Source organism: Neisseria sp. P0014.S009 (genome assembly GCF_051958155.1).
GTDB classification, from domain to species: Bacteria; Pseudomonadota; Gammaproteobacteria; order Burkholderiales; family Neisseriaceae; genus Neisseria; species Neisseria flavescens_C.
The window spans coordinates 148017-169362 of the sequence record NZ_JBQCVS010000003.1 but is presented as its reverse complement, the minus strand read 5'-3'; the positions used below and the strand labels follow the sequence as shown (position 1 = coordinate 169362).

The 21346-nt window shown below is 49.5% G+C and carries 18 protein-coding genes and 2 pseudogenes; 14 read left to right on the top strand and 6 right to left on the bottom strand.

Features of this window, described 5'->3' with window-relative positions:
• Positions 1-107 precede the first annotated feature (107 nt).
• The 7 genes from ACTHS4_RS04170 (at position 108) to cysS (ending at position 4985) form a co-directional block, all read left to right on the top strand.
• The gene (locus ACTHS4_RS04170; protein ID WP_003681812.1) at positions 108-470 is read left to right on the top strand and encodes a hypothetical protein; all 363 of its coding nucleotides are present in this window, start codon (positions 108-110) and stop codon (positions 468-470) included.
• The gene (locus tag ACTHS4_RS04165) at positions 470-853 is read left to right on the top strand and encodes an acyl-CoA thioesterase (RefSeq protein WP_371460184.1); all 384 of its coding nucleotides are present in this window, start codon (positions 470-472) and stop codon (positions 851-853) included. The genes ACTHS4_RS04170 and ACTHS4_RS04165 overlap by 1 nt, the downstream gene beginning before the upstream one ends.
• Positions 850-1338, top strand: a complete 489-nt coding sequence (locus ACTHS4_RS04160; RefSeq protein WP_371460186.1) for a peroxiredoxin family protein — start codon at positions 850-852, stop codon at positions 1336-1338. The genes ACTHS4_RS04165 and ACTHS4_RS04160 overlap by 4 nt, the downstream gene beginning before the upstream one ends.
• Before the next feature lie 143 nt (positions 1339-1481).
• The gene (gene obgE / locus ACTHS4_RS04155; RefSeq protein WP_070826654.1) at positions 1482-2636 is read left to right on the top strand and encodes a GTPase ObgE; all 1155 of its coding nucleotides are present in this window, start codon (positions 1482-1484) and stop codon (positions 2634-2636) included.
• A gap of 79 nt (positions 2637-2715) precedes the next feature.
• Positions 2716-2904, top strand: coding sequence for a hypothetical protein (locus tag ACTHS4_RS04150; RefSeq protein ID WP_070826653.1), 189 nt, complete (start codon positions 2716-2718; stop codon positions 2902-2904).
• Entirely contained in the window at positions 2885-3499 is a 615-nt protein-coding gene (locus tag ACTHS4_RS04145; protein WP_070826652.1) for a zeta toxin family protein, read from the top strand. Before ACTHS4_RS04150 ends, ACTHS4_RS04145 begins: the two co-directional genes overlap by 20 nt.
• Before the next feature lie 64 nt (positions 3500-3563).
• Positions 3564-4985 carry a cysteine--tRNA ligase gene (gene cysS, locus ACTHS4_RS04140; RefSeq protein ID WP_070826651.1) on the top strand — a complete coding sequence of 474 codons (1422 nt, stop codon included), beginning with the start codon at positions 3564-3566 and terminating at the stop codon, positions 4983-4985.
• Between the two features lie 159 nt (positions 4986-5144).
• On the opposite strand, the gene ACTHS4_RS04135 is transcribed toward cysS, so the two are convergent.
• From ACTHS4_RS04135 to ACTHS4_RS04125, 3 genes are all read right to left on the bottom strand, one after another.
• Entirely contained in the window at positions 5145-8282 is a 3138-nt protein-coding gene (locus tag ACTHS4_RS04135; RefSeq protein ID WP_371460188.1) for a hypothetical protein, read from the bottom strand.
• Positions 8283-8751: 469 nt separating this feature from the next.
• On the bottom strand, positions 8752-9357 hold the full coding sequence (locus ACTHS4_RS04130; RefSeq protein ID WP_070826790.1) for a nitroreductase family protein: 606 nt from the start codon (positions 9355-9357) through the stop codon (positions 8752-8754).
• A gap of 15 nt (positions 9358-9372) precedes the next feature.
• Complete coding sequence (locus tag ACTHS4_RS04125; RefSeq protein WP_070826788.1) at positions 9373-9768, bottom strand: DoxX family protein; 396 nt, start codon at positions 9766-9768, stop codon at positions 9373-9375.
• Positions 9769-9895: 127 nt separating this feature from the next.
• Here ACTHS4_RS04125 and ACTHS4_RS04120 point away from each other — a divergent pair, with 127 nt between their 5' ends.
• Positions 9896-10786 carry a LysR family transcriptional regulator gene (locus ACTHS4_RS04120; protein ID WP_070826787.1) on the top strand — a complete coding sequence of 297 codons (891 nt, stop codon included), beginning with the start codon at positions 9896-9898 and terminating at the stop codon, positions 10784-10786.
• A gap of 57 nt (positions 10787-10843) precedes the next feature.
• Here ACTHS4_RS04120 and ACTHS4_RS04115 read toward each other — a convergent pair whose 3' ends face one another.
• A complete protein-coding gene (locus ACTHS4_RS04115; protein WP_070826785.1) occupies positions 10844-11185 on the bottom strand; it encodes a hypothetical protein in 342 nt (113 codons plus the stop codon).
• A 200-nt stretch (positions 11186-11385) separates the two neighbouring features.
• Positions 11386-13659, bottom strand: a complete 2274-nt coding sequence (locus ACTHS4_RS04110) for a Tex family protein (RefSeq protein WP_070826783.1) — start codon at positions 13657-13659, stop codon at positions 11386-11388.
• A gap of 129 nt (positions 13660-13788) precedes the next feature.
• Between ACTHS4_RS04110 and galE the strand changes: the two genes are divergently transcribed.
• The 5 genes and pseudogenes from galE to ACTHS4_RS04085 all read left to right on the top strand — a co-directional run bounded on the left by galE (position 13789) and on the right by ACTHS4_RS04085 (position 19664).
• A complete protein-coding gene (galE, locus tag ACTHS4_RS04105) occupies positions 13789-14805 on the top strand; it encodes a UDP-glucose 4-epimerase GalE (RefSeq protein WP_070826782.1) in 1017 nt (338 codons plus the stop codon).
• 116 nt (positions 14806-14921) lie between these two features.
• Complete coding sequence (gene rffG / locus ACTHS4_RS04100) at positions 14922-15989, top strand: dTDP-glucose 4,6-dehydratase (protein ID WP_070826780.1); 1068 nt, start codon at positions 14922-14924, stop codon at positions 15987-15989.
• Between the two features lie 73 nt (positions 15990-16062).
• Positions 16063-16929, top strand: a complete 867-nt coding sequence (gene rfbA / locus ACTHS4_RS04095) for a glucose-1-phosphate thymidylyltransferase RfbA (protein ID WP_070826778.1) — start codon at positions 16063-16065, stop codon at positions 16927-16929.
• A 53-nt stretch (positions 16930-16982) separates the two neighbouring features.
• Positions 16983-17522 (top strand): dTDP-4-dehydrorhamnose 3,5-epimerase, encoded by a 540-nt coding sequence (gene rfbC, locus ACTHS4_RS04090; protein ID WP_371460211.1) that lies wholly within the window; start codon positions 16983-16985, stop codon positions 17520-17522.
• Positions 17523-17547: 25 nt separating this feature from the next.
• Positions 17548-19664 (top strand): annotated as a pseudogene (locus ACTHS4_RS04085) (capsular polysaccharide biosynthesis protein).
• 37 nt (positions 19665-19701) lie between these two features.
• Here the strand turns inward: ACTHS4_RS04085 and ACTHS4_RS04080 are convergent.
• On the bottom strand, positions 19702-20058 hold the full coding sequence (locus ACTHS4_RS04080; protein WP_440365532.1) for a hypothetical protein: 357 nt from the start codon (positions 20056-20058) through the stop codon (positions 19702-19704).
• Between ACTHS4_RS04080 and ACTHS4_RS04075 the strand changes: the two are divergent.
• Positions 20035-21059 (top strand): annotated as a pseudogene (locus ACTHS4_RS04075) (capsular polysaccharide export protein, LipB/KpsS family). The gene ACTHS4_RS04080 and the pseudogene ACTHS4_RS04075 overlap by 24 nt on opposite strands.
• Positions 21060-21346: the final 287 nt, after the last annotated feature.

Sequence of the window (21346 nt, the reverse complement as noted above, 5' to 3'; positions counted from 1 at the left end):
CAAAAATAAAGGCCGTCTGAAATTCAGACGGCCTTTATCCCCCAAAAGATAGCCAGTCCACCACCTTTGCTATATCATTCAACTATACAGAAACCAAGGAAAACACCATGTACGAAGTCAACCGCAGCGTCTTCCTGCTTATCCCCCTCGATCCTTTTTGGAACTGGCTGAAATCCCTGCCCGGCAATCACTTGGACGGCCTGACGCTTGAAGATATCCAAGCCGATGCCAATTCCTACCTCGTTCGCCCGTGCGAAACCGCCGACGAAGTATGGGATGAGATCGAAGCGCGTTTTGAAGACATTTTTGCTGCCGAATTGGCCGACTGGTGCGAAGACGAAAGCGAATGGCCGGATTTGGACGCCGACATTTTCAACGAATGGTTCGACATCCAACTCTCCACCGTAATTACCGACCTCGAACACGAACCAATCGCACGCGAAGAGTTCCAACCCATCAATCTCAACTGATGAAACTGACCGTCCGCAACTACCACCTCGACGGCTACGGCCACGTCAACAATGCGCGCTATCTCGAATTTCTCGAAGAAGCGCGCTGGACGTTTTTTCAAGAGCATGACCTTCTGTCCCAACTCAAAGGCATCATGCTCGTTGTTGCACGCGTTGATATCCGCTATCGCCGCCCGTCGCTTGAAGGCGATGTTTTGACCTTTACAGGCCGTCTGAAAGACATCGGCACACGCCACATCATCCTTAGCCAAACCGCGACCCTGCCCAACGGCAAAGCCGCCATCGAAGCCGAAGTTACCCTTATGCCCGTCAGCAGCGAAAGCGGTCGTAGCATCAGCGTTCCCCAAACCTTAGCACACGCCATTCAAAACCTCGAATCATGAAAAAAATACTCACACTCCTTGTCGTTGCCACGATTGGCGCGCTTCTTACCTTCGTCCTTATCCCCAGCAACAAAGCCGCCCCTGATTTCGTCCTGTCCAACTTGCAAGGCAAAACCATTACCAACGCCGATTTGAAAGACAAAGTTACCCTCATTAACTTCTGGTTTCCCTCCTGCCCCGGTTGCGTGAGCGAAATGCCTAAAATCATCAAAACCGCCCAAGATTATCAAGGCAAAAATTTCCAAGTCCTCGGCATTGCCCAACCCATCGACCCCATCGAAAGCGTCCATCAGTATGTCAAAGACTACGGCCTTCCCTTCACCGTCATGTACGATGCCGACAAAACTGCCGCAAAAGCCTTTGGCACACAGGTTTACCCGACTTCCGTCCTGATCGATAAAAACGGCAACATCCTTAAAACCTACGTTGGCGAACCCAATTTCTCCCAACTCTATCAAGAAATCGACCAAGCCCTAGCCCAATAAATCCAAGGCCGTCTGAAACCATATTTCAGACGGCCTAAAACCGAAATATCCTTTATAATAAGCAACATTTTATCCGTTCAGACACCAAGCTCCTCTATTAACAAAGGCCGTCTGAAACAACCGAATACCCATAAGAGAACATCATGAAATTTATCGACGAAGCAAAAATCGAAGTCGCCGCAGGCAAAGGCGGTAATGGCGCAACCAGTTTCCGCCGCGAAAAATTCGTACCCCGCGGCGGCCCTGACGGCGGCGACGGTGGCAAAGGCGGCAGCGTTTGGGCGGAAGCCGACGAAAACACCAACACCCTCGTCGAATACCGCTTCGTCAAACGCTACCAAGCCAAAAACGGCGAAAAAGGCCACGGCTCCGACCGCTACGGCGCAGGTGCGGACGACATCGTCCTCAAAATGCCCGTCGGCACCCTTATCCGCGACCTCGACACCGACGAAATCGTTGCCGACCTCACTTATCACGGCCAACGCGTCTGCCTCGCCAAAGGCGGCAAAGGCGGCTTGGGCAACATCCACTTCAAATCCTCCGTTAACCGCGCGCCCAAACAATCCACACCCGGCGAAGAAGGCGAAACCCGCTCCCTGCAACTCGAGCTTAAAGTCCTCGCCGATGTCGGCTTATTAGGTATGCCCAACGCCGGCAAATCCACCCTGATTACCGCCGTATCCGCCGCACGCCCCAAAATCGCCAACTACCCCTTCACCACCCTGCATCCAAACTTGGGCGTCGTGCGCATCGACGAAAACCACAGCTTCGTCATGGCCGACATCCCCGGTCTGATTGAAGGCGCAGCAGAAGGCGCAGGCCTCGGCCACCGCTTCCTCAAACACTTATCGCGCACCGGCCTGCTGCTGCACGTCGTCGATTTGGCGCCCTTCGACGAAGCCGTCAACCCAGCAGAAGAAGCCCTCGCCATCATCAATGAATTGCGCAAATACGACGAAGAACTCTACGACAAACCGCGCTGGCTGGTGCTGAACAAACTCGACATGCTCGACGAAGAAGAAGCCCAAGCGCGTAGCGCCGCCTTCCTCGAAGCCATCGGCTGGGACTATCCGAAACCAGACGACCGCTTCCAATTCGATATGGAGACCCCGCGCCTCTTCCAAATCAGCGCCCTGACCCACCAAGGCACTCAGGAATTGGTACACCAAATCAACCAATACCTAACCGAGAAAAAACGCATCGAAGCCGAAAAAGCAGAAGCGGAGCAGGCAGCGGCAAAAGCCGGAATTGCTGAGCAGCAGCCTAAAACGGATACTGGCGTGTTTAAGCCAGAGTAAGGAAATAAAAAGTTTTCAGACGACCTGTTTAATGTAATATAGGGCCGTCTGAATACAGGAACAAGAAGCAAGGAAGACCATGATTTCTGATAAACAACGTATCGAATTGGCGAAAAAGCAAGCTTTGCTTAAAATTTTGTATCAGGCATGGCTGGCAGAAAAACGAAAATACGCCGTAATCACGGTAGTCGATAATGAAGGCAACCTTATCGAATACCATCCTTCCGGTAATCAAAGAACAGTAGGCCATGTCAAACAACCGGCCTAAAGCGATTTTTTACTGTGGTGCTAACGGTTCGGGCAAATCTACCCTGCGCCAATTCAATCAAGATCGTGTCTCGTTAGTGATTGATTCTGACCATATCGCAGCAGAAATTAACCCTGAAATGCCTCGTTTAGCCGATATGGAAGCGGGAAAAACTGCATTGCGCTTATTCCGTCAAGCATTGGATAATCGAATTTCTTTTTCCATGGAATCGACCTTATCCGGCAAATCCGCCCTTACCCGCATTCAAACGGCCAGCAATGCCGGATTCTACGTCATACTCAACTATATCGGTCTTGCGACACCCGAATTAAATATCCGCCGTATGCAGGAGCGCGTCGCAAGCGGCGGACACTGGATAGATCCTGAGTTAATCCTCAAACGCTACCATGTAAGCCTGCAAAACCTTCATACCGCATTACCGTTTGCCGATGAAAGTTTTATTTTTGATAACTCATCGGTTTATCCACAGCTGCAAATATGGATAAATCAACATCAATATCTGAAAAACAAACATTTAGTCGATTGGGTAAAGCCAATCGAACAAACCATACTTTCAAATGGATTAATTTTTGATTCTTTTTTAGCTTATGAATAAAGAATTTGCCTGCACAAAAAATCCAAAATAATTTCCCTCTGTTTATACAAATTTTGAAAATTCCATGACCACCATCTACAACACCCTTACCCGCAAAAAAGAACCCTTTACCCCCATCGACCCTAAAAACGTGCGTATGTACGTTTGCGGTATGACTGTTTACGACTACTGCCATTTAGGTCATGCTCGCGTGATGGTTGTATTCGACATGATTGCCCGTTGGTTGCGCGAGTGCGGCTATCCGCTCACTTATGTGCGCAACATTACCGACATCGACGACAAAATCATCGCCCGTGCGGCTGAAAACGGCGAAACCATCGGCGAACTGACCGCGCGTTTCATTCAGGCTATGCACGAAGATGCCGATGCTTTGGGCGTGTTGCGTCCGGATATTGAGCCGAAGGCAACGGAAAACATTCCGCAAATGATTGCCATGATTGAAACCCTGATTCAAAACGGCAAGGCATATCCTGCCGCAAACGGCGATGTTTACTACGCCGTGCGCGAGTTTTCCGCTTACGGACAACTGTCGGGCAAATCGTTGGACGACCTGCGCGCAGGCGAGCGTGTAGAAGTGGACGGTTTCAAACGCGATCCGCTTGATTTTGTGTTGTGGAAAGCGGCCAAAGCAGGCGAACCTGCATGGGAAAGCCCTTGGGGCAACGGCCGTCCGGGTTGGCATATTGAATGCTCTGCCATGAGCGAAAATCTGTTCGGCGATACTTTCGATATTCACGGTGGCGGCGCGGATTTGCAATTTCCGCACCATGAAAACGAAATCGCCCAAAGCGTCGGTGCCAGCGGTCATACCTGCGGCCATGACCATGCACAAACCCACCACGGTCAAAGCATCGCCAGCCACGTCAAATACTGGCTGCACAACGGCTTCATCCGTGTGGACGGCGAAAAAATGTCCAAATCGTTGGGCAACTTTTTCACCATCCGCGAAGTGTTGAAACAATACGACCCCGAAGTCGTGCGCTTCTTCATCCTGCGCGCTCACTACCGCAGCCCGCTGAATTACTCCGACGCGCATTTGGACGACGCCAAAGGCGCGCTGACACGCCTGTACACCACGTTGAAAAACACACCAGCGGCTGAGTTTGATTTGTCTGAAAACGCCAACGACTACACCCGCCGTTTCTACGCCGCCATGAACGACGATTTCGGTACAGTCGAAGCCGTTGCCGTGTTATTCGAACTGGCAGGCGAAGTGAACAAAACCAATGATGCGCACCTCGCCGGCTGCCTGAAAGCTTTGGGCGGCATCATCGGCCTGCTGCAACGCGACCCGATTGAATTCCTGCAAGGCGGTACTGTTTCAGACGGCCTATCCAACGAGGAAATCGACGATTTGATCGCCCGCCGCAAACAGGCGCGCGCGGACAAAAACTGGGCGGAATCCGACCGTATCCGCGACCTTCTGAACGAACACAAAATCATTCTGGAAGACAATGCCGGCGGTACAACTTGGCGTCGCGGTTGATTTCATGGCATAGATAAAAGGCCGTCTGAAACTGTGCTTGAATTTCGGCTGTTGGGAAAAAAGGAATTTTGCAAAGGTCTCAGGTTTTCAGACGACCTTCATGTGTAAAGCAGATAAAAAACGCACCCGAAGGTGCGTTTTTCTAATAGATGTTACAAATTAAGCAACAGCAATATCTGAATCAATCCAGAGTTCGTTAGAACCGGTGTGGTAAACATGATAAGTATTGCCTTCATAATTAACTTGTGAGCTTGCAACTTTACTAATCTCACTTAAATCCACTTTATCACCTTCATTACCATCAACAATTAACACGTTGTTGTGAGATTTACCACTGTCATCAACCGTTGGTTTAGCACTGTGGTTTCTCTCAACATCATCTTTGTGGATCATAACTGTGTTGTTTAACGTACCTTTAATATCAATTTTCTCAAAGTTAGAGATCGATAAAATCTTGGTCATAATTGCTTCGCCATCTCGGTTCACAAACTCAAGTGTATCGAAATCATCACCACCATCAATAGATATTCCTTTGTAAATAGAGTCATGCTGAATAGTACCTGATGTTCTTACAATATCATCGCCTGAACCCATATCTACTCTTGCATTGTATACTCCATAGGAGAACGGTTCACCTGTATCACGCGCTTCAAGAATATCATTACCCTCGCCCATATTAATGGTGCCCGCAATTTGATCAAAGCTTGCATAGTCATTACCGCTACTGCCCATACCGTTACTATCTATAGTATTAGATGATACCCCAGATTCATCAGGAACTTTAGTATCTTCACCCGCTTGAGCCCTTACTGATACACTCTGGTTGCCAGCAAGATCTCTCGACGTAGCTATCACATAAGAACCATCTTTTACTTGGTCTTGTGGAATGGTTGTGCTGTTCTGACCTGCTTCAATCTCTGGTACTATTGAATAATAGCTTGAAGACCAGCTGCCATCTGCCTTTTTGATTAAAGTTATGCCGATAGAAAAATTAGAATTCTCTGGGTTAAAAAATATACCAGGGCGGTTAGGGATTACCGATATTGAAACATAATCGTCCACTTTTGCATCATCTGGTACTTTCACGGTGACTGATCCATCCGTAGTCGATGGAATGACTTCCGGTGCGCTTGGTGCTGTAGTATCAGGGTTTTTACCTACTATATTGAGACCTGGATAACTGATTATACCCGAAGTATCAAAGGCATTCGCAGCTATTTGCGAGCCCCCTTCTATTTTATCTGATGAAATCATCGCTTTTCCAGTCGCTGGCTCTACCGTAATATCTGGATTGTCCGAAGTCCAATTACCATCTTCACCTTTCGTTAACATTGTAATTTTCAGAGTACCTGCTTTATCAAAATATCTTACTGCCATAGATTTAAGGTCTTTAACTGCAGGAGGGGTAATTTCTACAAAACCATCTGTTTTTACGGTTATTGTTGGAGAGGCAATTTCGCTAGCAAGATTAGTATATCCTGGTGCAGAGAAATTCTCTGCAGGATCCTCTGCATGAGCATATACAGTACCGAATCCTTTAAGTTTATTAGCTGGAACAATAGTATTATCATTGCCGGCATCAACATTTGGCACATTCTCCGGTTTATCTGAAATCCAACTACCATCCTGTTGTTTAGTCAAAATAGCTAAAATTTCATCATTATCATCAGGATAAAGTGAACCGAAGGTCCAAAAAGACTCATATTGATAAATACCTCGTTTAATTACAACAAAATCTCCAACATTGGCATCTTTTGGCATTGTTACTCTTGCAGAACGATCTTGTAATGCAACTACTTCCGGCATGCTTGGCCCATAAGTATCCGGAACGTTAACCGCATTTTCCGTTGCGACTTCACCTGTGTTACCTTGATTATCTGTTGCCGAGGCTTTCACTAGAGAGCCATCTTTCACTTGATGTGCCAGAAGTGTTATTTTACCAGTCTCTGAATTGAGCCAGATATCATCATTTGGATTAGATGATACCCAACCCTCATCAGCATCTTTAGTAATCGTTACAGTTTGCGGATTTCCCTCTTCATCAATGTAGTGCACTTCAACTGATTTAGTATCTTCATCTGCTGGAGGATTAATATAAACAAAACCATTCATTTTCGCTTCAATAGTTGGTTTACCAGGCGCAGTTGTGTCAGGATTATTACCCGCATTCGCTGTACCTTCTTCACCTGCGTTACCTGCAGTGTCAGTCGCTTTCGCAGTCACCGGAGAGCCATCTTTCACTTTATCTGCTGGGATGATTGCTTTGCCAGTCGCTGGGTCTACCGCAACATCCGGGTTGTTTGAAGTCCAGTTGCCATCTTCACCTTTGGTTAATGTAGCAGTTTTCGGTGTACCCGCTTCATCGGTGTAGCCCACTTCTACAGACTTGGTATCCGCATCTGCCGGAGGAGTCACTTCTACTGAACCGTTGTCTTTCGCTTCAACAGTCGGTTTAGCCGGTGCAGTCGTGTCAGGATTATTACCTGCATTCGCTGTACCTTCTTCACCTGCATTACCCGCAGTGTCAGTCGCTTTCGCAGAAACTTCAGAACCATCTTTCACTTTATCTGCCGGGATGGTTGCTTTGCCAGTCGCTGGGTCTACCGCAACATCCGGGTTACTTGAAGTCCAGTTGCCGTCCTCACCTTTCGTCAAGGTTGCTGTTTTCGGTGTGCCCGCTTCATCTGTGTAGCCCACTTCTACAGACTTGGTATCCGCATCTGCAGGAGGTGTCACTTCCACTGAACCGTTGTCTTTCGCTTCAACAGTCGGTTTAGCCGGTGCAGTCGTGTCAGGATTGCTAGATCCCTTTCCACCACTTGCAGCTGCAATAATGCCTCCTCCTGCGGCCACTCCGGCTGCAGCCCACAGCCAATTAGGATTAAATGCCCAAAATGGTGTAGCTACGCTATTACCACCTAACGCCTGTGGAGCAAATACTTCTTCTGCCAATAAGGTAACTGCATCACTTTCAACGCCGCTTTGCGGTACATAGGCGTAGTATCGGCCGTTTTCCGCCTTACCCAAAAGTAATTCGGTATTGTTGTTTTCGTAATAGCCTTCCAGTACTAAATCGGATTCTTGATTAATGTCGGTGCCTTCAAATGCAATGTGAAGGTCGTTACCGATGCGTTTGGTATCGATAGTTTCTGGGGCGTATTGGGTATTGTCGTCAACCAATTCGTAGTTCACATTCGGTTGTGCTTTGATAATGACTTTTTTATTCGTTGCGTTCAGTTTGACGGTCTCAACGGTTTCGTTGCCACTATTAATTTTTACGCTGATATTCTTTGACATGGATTTTCCCTTTTAAATTTGTTTAGTTGGCCGCACAGGCTGTTTCGTTAATGCGTGAAATTGTGTGGGCTTGATGCTTAAGTTTCTTTAATGCTTCTTGTGCTGTTGCTGCATCAACCTCTTTGATTTGAGGCACTGATTTGAGATGAGTGGTTGTCAAAGTTTGACCATCTGTTGTTACTTAATGTACAGGCAGACAGCACGGATACAGCTAAGGCTGCTGCAACCGTCAGTTTTAAACGTTGCATCATTTACATTCCTCGCAATTATTAATAGAATGGACATGAGTCCTTCCCTGTTTTAGATCTTATACGCAAACTGCCACCGGTCAGGCTTCAATCTTTACTCTTTACCCTAGAAATAGCCCATAAGAACGCAATTCGCATATATACTTCTAATTATATATCTCATTTGTAATAAAAGCATTACAATTACAAAAATTGAGACCTTTTTGAAAACATTATTTCATTTATGCGCCAAATACTTTCAGACGGCCTTCGATGGGTTGGAAGGCTTTTTCACCGGCTGAAGCCGCGATACCGCCAATCACCATTTGCGCACGCAACAACCAGCTTTCCGGCAGATTCCATTCTTTGGCAATGGCTGCATCAGGCAGCGGATTGTAATGTTGCAGATTGGCGCCGATATCGGCAGCCGCCAATGTTGTCCAAACAGCATATTGAACCATGGCATTTGCCTGATCCGCCCAAATTGGGAAGTTGGCCGCATAAGATGGGAACTGCTCCTGCAAGCCTTTGACAACATCTTGATCTTCAAAGAACAAAACTGTCGCTGCACCTGCTTTAAACAAGTTCAGTTTTTGCGCAGTGGCTTCAAACTGCTTGGCAGGAACAATTGCACGCAACGCTTCTTCAACAAAATGCCACACTTTGGCATGTTCTTCGCCAAACAATACGACCACTCGGGCAGATTGCGAATTGAAAGAAGACGGCGTATGCAAAACGGCGTGTTCGATGATTTTGGTTACTTCCTCATTGGACAGAGGCAGGGTGTTATTCAATGCATAGATAGAACGACGGGTTTCAGCAGCTTGTTGCAAAACAGAATAAGTCATGATCTTTTCCTTAAATTAATCTTTATCTTTACCAAAAACGTTATCCAAAGCCCACGCTCCGCCGCCGGCTACTGCCAGATACAAAAACACGAAGCAGAACAAAACAGCAGATTCGCCATGGTTGGCCAATGGGAACAAAACATCACCAGAAGACGCGTGGGCCATAAAGTAGGCGGCTGCCATCTGACCGGACAAAACAAACGCGGCCGGACGAGTGAACAGGCCCAATATCAATAAGATACTGCCGACAATTTCCAAAATACCGGCCACCAGCATCAAGCCTTCGGGAGCGCCGCCCATGGACATCGGAAAACTGAAAAACTTGGCCGTACCATGCAGCAAAAACAAATACGCCGCAACAATACGCAAGACAAACAATACAACAGGTTGAAATGATTTGAGGGCTGACATCTTAATAATCCTTATTTTAATGGCTACCTGAAGAGGTATGGAGCAATTTCAATAAGTGCAGTATAGATAATTCCCGGTAAGAGATATATACTCGAATTATTGATACAACGTTTCCTAATAAGAAATCATGGATACCCTATTCAGCCTAAAAGTTTTCCACCAAGTTGTTCAAAGCGGCAGTTTTACCCGTGCCGCCGATCAGCTCGACATCTCCACCGCCATGGCCAGCAAACACGTCAGCCATCTGGAAAACACCATTCAAGCCAAGCTCTTACACCGTAACAGCCGCAACCTCCACCTAACCGAAGCAGGCGAAGAATACTACCGTCAATGCAGCTACGCGCTGGATACCTTGGATACCGCCGCCCAAAAAGCGGCAGGCGGCGCCGACACGCCGCAAGGTATGTTGCGCGTTACCATGCCCCTGTGGTTTGCAGGCGGCAATATGAGCGCATGGTTGGCCGAATACCGCCAGCGTTATCCCAAAGTCACGCTCGACCTCGTCCTCGACAACCGCCATATCGACCTCATCACCGAAGGTTTCGACCTCGCCTTGCGCGTTTCCAAAACCCCCTCCCCTTCGCTAATCGTCAAACCGCTGGCCAAAATCGAGTTCGTCCTGCTTGCCGCTCCCAACTATCTGGCCCGACACGGCACACCTGATACACCTGAAGCCGTCATGCAGCACCAAGCCATCCTGCCTTCCTATACCAGTCAACAAAACTGGGAAATTACCCACCGCCACACCGGAGAAAAAGCCATTCTCCACCTCTCCCCTGTTATCCGCAGCGACAACACGCTGATGATCCGCGAGCTGATTAAAGCAGGCGCAGGCATAGGCTATCAGCCCCTTTGGGCAGTTCAGCAGGAATTGAAGGACGGCACATTGGTCCAACTCCTGCCCGATTACACCATCTGGACAGATCAACTGAACGCCACCTATGTCGACAGGGCATTTCTCAGTGCGAAAGTGCGCAGCTTTATCGACTTTCTCAATGAAAAAATATCGGAAGGATAAACATCAAGGCCGTCTGAAACACTTTTCAGACGGCCTTTAATCAAAGCAACAATCCAATCAATAATTAGTCGAGCAGAACTGTTCGCGTTTGTCCGCATCGGCGGCATAGCATGTCAAACCCATGCCTGACGCATTGCTGTTGTTCGCTTTCGCACCCGGTTTCTTGTTCACCAAAACCTTACCGTTTTTTCCGATTTCAACGGTCACGCCTTTGCCGTTTTTCAGCTTCCATTTCAACACTTGCACATCGGCACTTTGGCACTTACTGACCGTACAGCCGCCTTCTGTCGCAACATTACCATTTTTATAAATCACGCACTGCTGCTGGCTGTCGGTACAGGCGGCATAGGCAGCAACGGAGAAACAGGAAATCAGCGCGGCAAACAAAACAGGTTTCATGGTTTGAACTCCTAAAGTTGTGATGATGGGTTTGTGATATTTGGAACTATACGCTTGTTTGCATGTGCCTACTACAAAATGTATCGTTAACATTCAACGGGCGTAGCACTATATCCATTCCACTAATTATCTAATTCGCCCCATACGATAAAGGCCGTCTGAATATCATTTTTCAGACGGCCTTTAATTGATTTTCTACCTTACCGCTTCAGCTTCGCAAACGCATCTGCCATTGCCGAATTGGTCGGGGCGCGGTCGTTGCGTTGGGGTCTGCGGTCGCGGCGTTCTTGATGTCGGGTTTCAGACGGCCTGTTGCTTTTGGCGGCACTGCCCGGTTCGTCATCCAAACGCATGGTTAACGCAATGCGTTTTCTGGCGGCATCGACTTCCAGCACTTTCACTTTTACCACATCGCCGGCTTTCACGACTTCGCGCGGGTCTTGGACGAACTTATTGGACAGGGCGGAGATGTGCACCAAACCGTCTTGATGGACACCGATGTCCACGAACGCACCGAAGTTGGCGACGTTGGAGACCACACCTTCGAGTATCATGCCGACTTGCAAGTCGCTGATTTCGTGGATACTTTCGGCGAAGGAGGCCGTCTGAAACTCGCCGCGCGGGTCGCGACCGGGTTTTTCCAGTTCGGATAGGATGTCCAAAATGGTCGGCAGGCCGAAGCGTTCGTCGATGAAATCGGACGCTTTAATTTGCTTCACACGCTCGCGGTTGCCGATGAGTTCGGCGGCGCTAATGCCTTGTTGCGCCAGCATTTTGGCGACGACGGGATAGGCTTCGGGGTGGACGGCGCTCGCGTCCAGCGGCTCTTTGCCGCCGTTAATCCGCAAGAAGCCTGCTGCCTGCTCGAAGGTTTTTTCGCCCAAACGCGGTACTTTCAGCAATTTTTTGCGGCTGTCAAACGCGCCGTTTTCATCGCGGTAAGCGACGATGTTTTGGGCAAGGGTTTGATTCAAACCGGAAATCCGCGCCAAGAGCGGGGCGGAGGCGGTGTTCACATCCACGCCGACGGCGTTCACGCAATCTTCAACCACTGCGTCCAGCGATTTGGCGAGCTGGCTTTGGTTTACGTCGTGCTGATACTGGCCCACGCCGATGGATTTGGGGTCGATTTTGACCAACTCGGCGAGCGGGTCTTGCAGCCTGCGGGCAATGGACACCGCGCCGCGCAGGGAAACGTCCAAGTCGGGGAACTCGCGTGCCGCCAGTTCGGACGCGGAATAAATCGATGCGCCGGCTTCGGAAACGACGATTTTGTGCAGGCTGTTTTCGGGCATTCCGCGCACCAGTTCGCCCGCGATTTTGTCGGTTTCGCGGCTGGCGGTGCCGTTGCCGATGGCGATGAGCTTCACGCCGTGTTGTTTAATCAGGCGCGACAGCGTTGCCAACATATTGTTTTCTTGATGCAAATAGACGATGACCGTATCCAGCAGCTTGCCCGTGTCGTCCACTACGGCGCATTTCACGCCGTTGCGGTAGCCAGGGTCGAGACCCAAAGTGGTCAGCCGTCCGGCAGGCGCGGCGAGCAGCAAGTCTTTGAGATTGCGGGCGAACACGGTAATCGCGTCGGTATCGGCGGCTTCTTTCAGACGGCCTAAGGCTTCAAGTTCCAACGACAAAAAGATTTTCGCGCGCCAAGTCAGGCGCACGGTGTCGCGCAGCCATTTGTGGCCGTCTGAAACCTTGAAGCGGCGGGCGATGAGTTGCTCGTATTTGCTTTGCTGCGTAATAGGCGTATCGTCGGGCTGGTATTTGAGCGCGATGTTCAACACGCCTTCGTTGCGGCCACGCAAAACCGCTAGCGCACGATGGCTGGGCATCGCACGAATAGGTTCACGATGGTCGAAATAATCGCTGAATTTTTCGCCTTCGGTTTCTTTGCCTTCAACGACTTGCGCGTGGATTTCAGCTTCATTCCACAACTTGTCGCGCAGCGTGCCAATGAGTTCCGCATCTTCGGCAAACTGCTCCATCAGAATCGCGCGCGCGCCGTCCAGCGCGGCTTTGGTGTCGGGGACGTTTTCGTTCAGGTAGCCTTGCGCGGCGGCTTCCACATCCTGCGGCTGCCCGGCAAGCAACATGTCCGCCAGCGGCTGCAAACCGTGTTCGCGCGCGATTTGCGCTTTGGTGCGGCGTTTGGGCTTGTAGGGCAGATACAGGTCTTCCAGCGCGGTTTTGTTGTCGGCGGCTTCAATTTGCGCCCTGAGGTCGTCTGAAAGTTTGCCTTGTTCTTCAATGCTTTTTAACACAACGGCTTTGCGCTCCTCCAACTCGCGCAGGTATTGCAGCCGCTCGGCAAGCTGACGCAGCTGCGTATCATCCAGCCCGCCTGTGGCTTCTTTACGGTAACGCGCGATAAAGGGGACGGTCGCGCCGTCGTCCAAAAGCTCAATGGCGGCATTGATTTGCGCGGTAGTGGCGGAGAGTTCTTGAGAGAGGATTTGGGTGATGTTCATATATTCCTTCATATTCCATCTGAACGATTGATAGGACAGCACAACGTAAGATAATTTTTGGGAAGACAAAGGATAATACTGATACACTTCATTCAAGACAAGATAACATATGCTGTATAAGGAAAACCAATGACTATTCTTGTTACCGGCGGTACCGGTTTTATCGGCTCCCATACCGTTGTTTCCCTGTTGAAATCAGGCTTTAATGCCGTGATTTTGGACAATTTGTGCAATTCTTCTGCCAACATCCTCCCGCGCTTGGAAAAGATTACCGGCAAGTCTGTACCTTTTTACCAAGGGGATATCCGTGATCGTGAAGTGTTGCGTCAAATCTTTGCAGAACACGATATTGATGCCGTCATCCATTTTGCCGGCTTGAAGGCAGTCGGTGAAAGCGTGGCCGAACCAATGAAATACTATGACAACAATGTGTCTGGCAGCTTGGTTTTGGCTGAAGAAATGGCGCGTGCCGGCGTATTTAAGATTGTGTTCAGCTCATCGGCTACGGTTTACGGCGATCCGGGTAAAGTACCTTATACGGAAGATATGCAACCGGGGGATACGACCAGCCCTTACGGCACGTCTAAGTCTATGGTGGAGCGTATTTTGACGGATATCCAAAAGGCTGATCCGCGTTGGAACGTGATTTTGTTGCGCTATTTCAATCCTATCGGTGCGCATGAAAGCGGTCTGATCGGCGAGCAGCCAAACGGTATTCCAAACAATCTGCTGCCTTATATCTGCCAAGTGGCTTCAGGCAAGCTGCCGCAATTGTCGGTTTTCGGCGATGATTACCCTACCCCAGACGGTACGGGTATGCGCGACTATATCCATGTAATGGATTTGGCGGAAGGCCATGTGGCGGCGATGCAGGCGAAAAGTGATGTTTCGGGTGTACACCTGTTTAATTTGGGTTCAGGACGTGCTTATTCGGTATTGGAAATCATCCGTGCCTTTGAGGCAGCCTCTGGCTTGACCATTCCGTTCCAAATCAAACCGCGTCGCGATGGCGATTTGGCCTGTTTCTACGCCGATCCCGCCTATACCAAAGCGCAAACCGGTTGGGAAACCAAACGCGATTTGGCGCAGATGATGGAAGATTCATGGCGTTGGGTCAGCAACAACCCAAATGGCTACGACGATTAAGTTGAACTGATACAGGCCGTCTGAAAGAGATGTTTTCAGACGGCCTCTTTATCTGAAAAACATACTTTCTGTCTGCTATAATCTGTTTATATTATTTTGACTATCCTCTGAAACTTATGAAGAAAATCCTTGTTACCGGCGGCGCGGGCTTTATCGGTTCTGCCGTTGTCCGTCATATTATCCAAAACACCCAAGACTCTGTCGTCAATGTCGATAAGCTGACTTATGCCGGCAATTTGGAGTCTTTGACTGAGGTAGCCAATAATCCTCGCTATGCTTTTGAGCAAGTGGATATTTGCGACCGCGCCGAACTCGACCGCGTATTCGCACAACACCAGCCGGATGCCGTGATGCACTTGGCTGCGGAAAGCCATGTCGACCGCTCTATCGATTCGGCAGGCGAGTTTATCCAAACCAATATCGTCGGTACATTCAATCTACTTGAAGCGGCCCGCGCCTACTGGCAACAAATGCCGTCTGAAAAACGCGAAGCCTTCCGTTTCCACCATATTTCCACCGATGAAGTCTATGGCGACTTGCACGGCACGGACGATTTGTTTACCGAGACCACGCCATACGCGCCATCCAGCCCCTACTCAGCCTCCAAAGCATCCAGCGACCACCTCGTCCGCGCATGGTTGCGTACATACGGTTTGCCGACCATCGTAACCAACTGCTCCAACAACTACGGCCCCTACCATTTCCCGGAAAAACTCATTCCATTGATGATTCTGAACGCGCTCGACGGCAAACCGCTGCCTGTGTACGGCGACGGTATGCAAATCCGCGACTGGCTGTTTGTCGAAGACCACGCGCGCGCACTGTATCAGGTTGTTACCGAAGGTGTTGTCGGCGAAACCTACAATATCGGCGGCCACAATGAAAAAGCCAATATTGAAGTCGTCAAAACCATCTGTGCCCTGCTGGAAGAGCTTGTTCCTGAAAAACCGGCCGGCGTGGCACGTTATGAAGATTTGATTACTTTCGTACAAGACCGCCCCGGCCATGACGTACGCTATGCCATCGACGCTGCCAAAATCGGCAGGGAGCTGGGCTGGAAACCGCAGGAAACGTTCGAATCCGGCATCCGCAAAACAGTGCAATGGTATTTGGACAACAAAACCTGGTGGCAAAACGTATTGAACGGCAGCTACCGTTTAGAGCGTTTAGGCACCGGAAAATAAGTTTTCAGACGGCCTTTTCCCATATTAGGCCGTCTGAAAATCACGCAAACACACATTACTCAGGAGAAAACCCATGAAAGGCATTATCCTTGCCGGCGGCAGCGGCACACGCCTCTACCCCATCACGCGCGGCGTATCCAAACAGCTGCTGCCCGTGTACGACAAGCCCATGATTTACTATCCCCTGTCCGTATTGATGCTGGCAGGAATCCGCGATATTTTGGTCATTACCACGCCCGAAGACAACGCCTCTTTCAAACGCCTGCTCGGCGACGGCAGCGATTTCGGCATTTCCATCAGCTATGCCGTTCAACCCAGTCCGGACGGTTTGGCACAGGCATTTATCATCGGCGAAGAATTTATCGGCAACGACAATGTTTGCTTGGTTTTAGGCGACAATATTTTCTACGGCCAATCGTTTACGCAAACATTGAAACAGGCCGCCGCCAAGACCCACGGCGCAACCGTATTCGGTTATCAGGTCAAAAACCCCGAGCGTTTCGGCGTGGTTGAATTTGACGAAAACTTCAACGCCCTGTCTATCGAAGAGAAACCGCAACAGCCCAAATCCGATTGGGCGGTAACCGGCTTGTACTTCTACGACCAACGCGTCGTCGAGTTCGCCAAACAAATCAAACCGTCCGCCCGCGGCGAATTGGAAATTTCCGACCTCAACCAAATGTATTTGGAAGACGGTTCATTGTCGGTACAACTTTTGGGACGCGGTTTCGCATGGCTGGACACCGGCACCCACGAGAGCCTGCACGAAGCTGCTTCATTCGTCCAAACCGTGCAAAACATCCAAGACCTGCAAATTGCCTGCCTGGAAGAAATCGCTTGGCGCAACGGTTGGCTTTCTGATGAAAAACTGGAAGAACTGGCGCGCCCGATGGCGAAAAACCAATACGGCCAATATTTGCTGCGCCTGTTGAAAAAATAATGTTTGAGGCCGTCTGAAACTTTTCAGACGGCCTTTAGATGAAAGATAAAACGATGAACATCATTGATACCGCCATTCCTGACGTAAAACTGCTTGAACCCAAAGTCTTCGGCGACGCGCGCGGCTTTTTTATGGAAACTTTCCGCGACGAGTGGTTCAAAACCCAAGTCTGCAACCGCACCTTCGTGCAGGAAAACCACTCCAAATCCGGCAAAGGCGTATTGCGTGGCCTGCACTATCAAACTGAAAACACTCAAGGCAAACTCGTGCGCGTGGTTGTCGGCGAAGTATTCGACGTGGCCGTCGATATGCGTAAAGACTCCCCTACTTTCGGCAAATGGGTAGGCGAAATTCTGTCCGCAGAAAACAAACGCCAACTGTGGGTACCCGAAGGTTTCGCGCACGGCTTCTATGTACTGAGCGATGAAGCCGAGTTCGTCTACAAATGCACAGACTATTACAACCCAAAAGCCGAACACTCGCTGATTTGGAATGATCCGACCGTCGGCATCGACTGGCCGTTGCAAGGCGAGCCGAACCTGTCGCCTAAAGACTTGGCCGGCAAAGTACTGGCCGAAGCCGTAACGTTTTAAAAAATAATTCAGGCCGTCTGAAAGAATGCTCCTCTTTTCAGACGGCCTACAATCCATTAATAACAATAATCGACGAAAACGCATTGTGAAAAACGCCTACATTCCCTCTCGCGGCATCCGCAAAATTCCCCATCTCTCCACCCTATTGCCTGAGTTTCAAATCTGCAAAGACGGAAAAGGAGCAGAGGCTGTGGTCGGCTGGGGTTTGCGCCCGACGACACACAAAGCGCGTGCTTTCGCCGTCGAACACCAGCTTCCCTTTATTGCGTTGGAAGACGGTTTTTTACGCTCGCTCGGACTGGGTGTCGCCGGTTATCCGCCCTATTCCATCGTCTATGACGACATCGGCATCTACTACGACACCACACGTCCTTCGCGTTTGGAACAACTGATTCTCGCCGCCGATACCATGCCGTCTGAAACCTTGGCTCAGGCGCAACAGGCGATGGATTTCATCCTGCAACACCACCTGTCCAAATACAATCACGCGCCCGAGCTTTCAGACGATCATCCTTTACACTCCCCATCCAAACCCGAAACCGTCCTCATCATCGACCAAACCTTCGGCGATATGGCCATCCAATATGGCGGCGCAGACGCCTCTACGTTTGAACTGATGTTTCAGACGGCCTTAAATGAAAACCCGCAAGCCGATATCTGGGTAAAAACCCATCCCGATGTTTTGTGCGGCAAAAAACAAGGCTATCTGACCCAACTGGCGCAGCAACACCGCGCCCATCTTTTGGCAGAAGACATCAATCCGATTTCTTTGTTGCAAAACGTCGATAAAGTTTATTGCGTTACCTCGCAAATGGGTTTTGAGGCGCTTTTGTGCGGCAAACCACTGACCACCTTCGGCCTGCCGTGGTATGCCGGCTGGGGCGTAAGCGACGACCGCCACCCACAAATCGGCAGCCTTGTTCAAACCCAACGCCGCGCCCGCCGCAACTTGCTGCAACTCTTCGCAGCAGCCTATCTGCAATACAGCCGCTACCTCAACCCCAATACCGGCGAAGCAGGCAGCCTCTTTGATGTTATCGACTATCTGGCAACGGTCAAACGCAAAAACGACAAATTGCGTGGAGAGTTGTATTGCGTCGGCATGTCTTTGTGGAAACGCGCGGTTGCCAAACCGTTCTTTAACGTACCCTCATGCCGTCTGAAATTTATCTCCTCCACCCAAAAACTGGCAGGGGTCAAACTGTCCGACGATGCACGCATCCTAGCTTGGGGCAACGGCAAAGAGGCCATCGTCCGTTTTGCCGAACAACATAATATCCCCCTGCTGCGCATGGAAGACGGCTTTATCCGCTCGGTCGGACTCGGTTCTAATTTAGTGCCACCGCTGTCGCTCGTTACCGACGATATGGGCATTTATTTCAATGCCGAAACCCCGTCACGTCTTGAACACATCCTCCAAAACCAAAACTTCGACGACCAGGACTTTCAGACGGCCTTAAAGCTGCAAAAAATGCTGACCGAAAACCACATCAGTAAATACAACGTCGGCAGCTCAGACTTCACGGTCCCGTCAACCAACAAAACCGTAATCCTCGTTCCCGGCCAGGTTGAAGATGATGCGTCTATCCGCTACGGTTCGCCCCAAATCTATCGCAATCTGGATCTGCTCCGTACCGTACGCGAACGCAATCCCGATGCCTATATCATCTACAAACCGCATCCAGATGTAGTCAGCGGTAACCGCATCGGCCATATTTCCCCTGAAGATACGGCACGATATGCCGACCAAACCGTCGAACAAGCCGACATCCTGACCTGTCTCCAATACGCAGACGAAGTTCACACCATGACTTCGCTGACTGGTTTTGAAGCCTTGTTGCGCGGCAAAAAAGTCAGCTGCTATGGCCTGCCTTTCTCTATGCAGGCTGGGGGCTTACCCAAGATCTGCTGCCCATTCCACGCCGCAGCCGCAGGCTTGAGCTTTGGCAGCTGATTGCCGGCACGCTCATCCACTACCCCGACTACATCCACCCCGAAACCCATCAGGCCATCAATGCGGAAACCGCAGCCCAAATCCTGATACGTCAAAAAAATATGCAAAAAAACAACAACGGATTACATCGCGGGTACTTTACTAAAAAATTAGGTAAAATCAAACAACTATATCGATCTTTCAAATAAACACCATCTAAATTAACGATATATCATAAACTTACCTCTATTGAGGCATCATTGCCTTTGCATCGTTAATTCTCTTGGCGTATACTTGAAAGTTCAACCTAAAACTATTACATAAAAAACAAAACCACATTGCGACATGAAACAGACCGTCCTCAAAAACAACCTGTAAAACCTGCTTGAAAGCGCAGAAAATATCCTGCTGCTTCAAGGCCCTGTCGGCGATTTTTTTCTGCGCCTTGCCGACTGGCTGACTGAAAACGGCAAAACTGTACATAAATTCAACTTTAATGCAGGCGACGACTATTTTTATCTGCCCACTCAAGCTCATACCGTTGTTTTTAACGACGACTACAATGCCTTTCCTGAATTTTTGCAAGAATACATCGTTCAACATCACATCCAGGCCGTTGTCTGCTTTGGCGACACACGCCCTTATCACGTCATTGCAAAACGCATTGCAAACGAAAACCAAGCCAGTTTCTGGGCATTTGAAGAAGGCTATTTCCGCCCCTACTACATCACATTAGAAAAAGACGGCGTCAACGCATTTTCTCCGTTACCGCGCCGTGCCGACTTTTTCTTGAACAATTCCCTAAGCTTGCCCAGCAAGAATATGAAGCACCAACGCCGGTACGCGGCGGGTTTACGCCCATGGCAAAAAACGCCATCCGTTACTATATCGAATTGTTCCGCAATCCACGCAAATACCCCGACTACATCCACCACCGCGCGCCTAATGCCGGCCATTACCTCAAACTGTGGTCGCTCTCCATCCTCAAGCGTTTGAACTACTATATTGAAGACATCCAAATCGCCAAACGTGTGGAAGCAGGCAAATACGGCAAGTTTTTTATTGTTCCCCTGCAGGTATTCAACGACAGCCAAGTCCGTATCCATTGCTACTTTCCCAGCGTCCGCAGCTTCCTGCTCCATGTTTTGAGCTCATTCGCCGCGCACGCGCCTGCCGATACCAACATCATCATCAAACATCATCCGATGGATCGCGGTTTTATCGACTACTGGCGCGACATTAAACGCTTTATCAAAGAACACCCCGAACTCAAAGGCCGCGTGACTTACATCCATGATGTCCCCCTGCCCGCTTTCCTACGCCACGGCCTCGGCATGGTTACCATCAACAGCACCAGCGGCCTGTCCGGATTGATCCACAACATGCCTGTCAAAGTCCTCGGTCGTGCCCATTACGACATTCCCGGCATTACTGACCAAAATGCCTTAGCAAAATTTTGGAATCATCCGACACCACCTGACAGCGACTTGTTCCATGCCTACCGTATGTACCACCTCAACGTAACCCAAATTAACGGCAACTTCTACAGTCAGGTCTTTTTCCCCAACAAAAAAACCTACGACTCTTCTACACCAGCAACCTGATTTAGCGAAAGAAAAGTTCAGGCCGTCTGAAAACATTTCAGACGGCCTGAAGCAATCAATACCTTAGCTACTGCCATGTAAATAAAACACAAAAACCTACATTTATCATTAACAATAAATTACAAAAACAGTATAATGACCGAGCTGTCATAAGCGCATACCGACTCAACCTGAGCCCTTTGTAACGCACAAAATATGGATGTATCCCCAGGCAAAACAATATAACAAGCCAAACATCCTAAAGATAAGCCAGTAAGGCAATACACGCTACAAAGCTATGCCGAGCA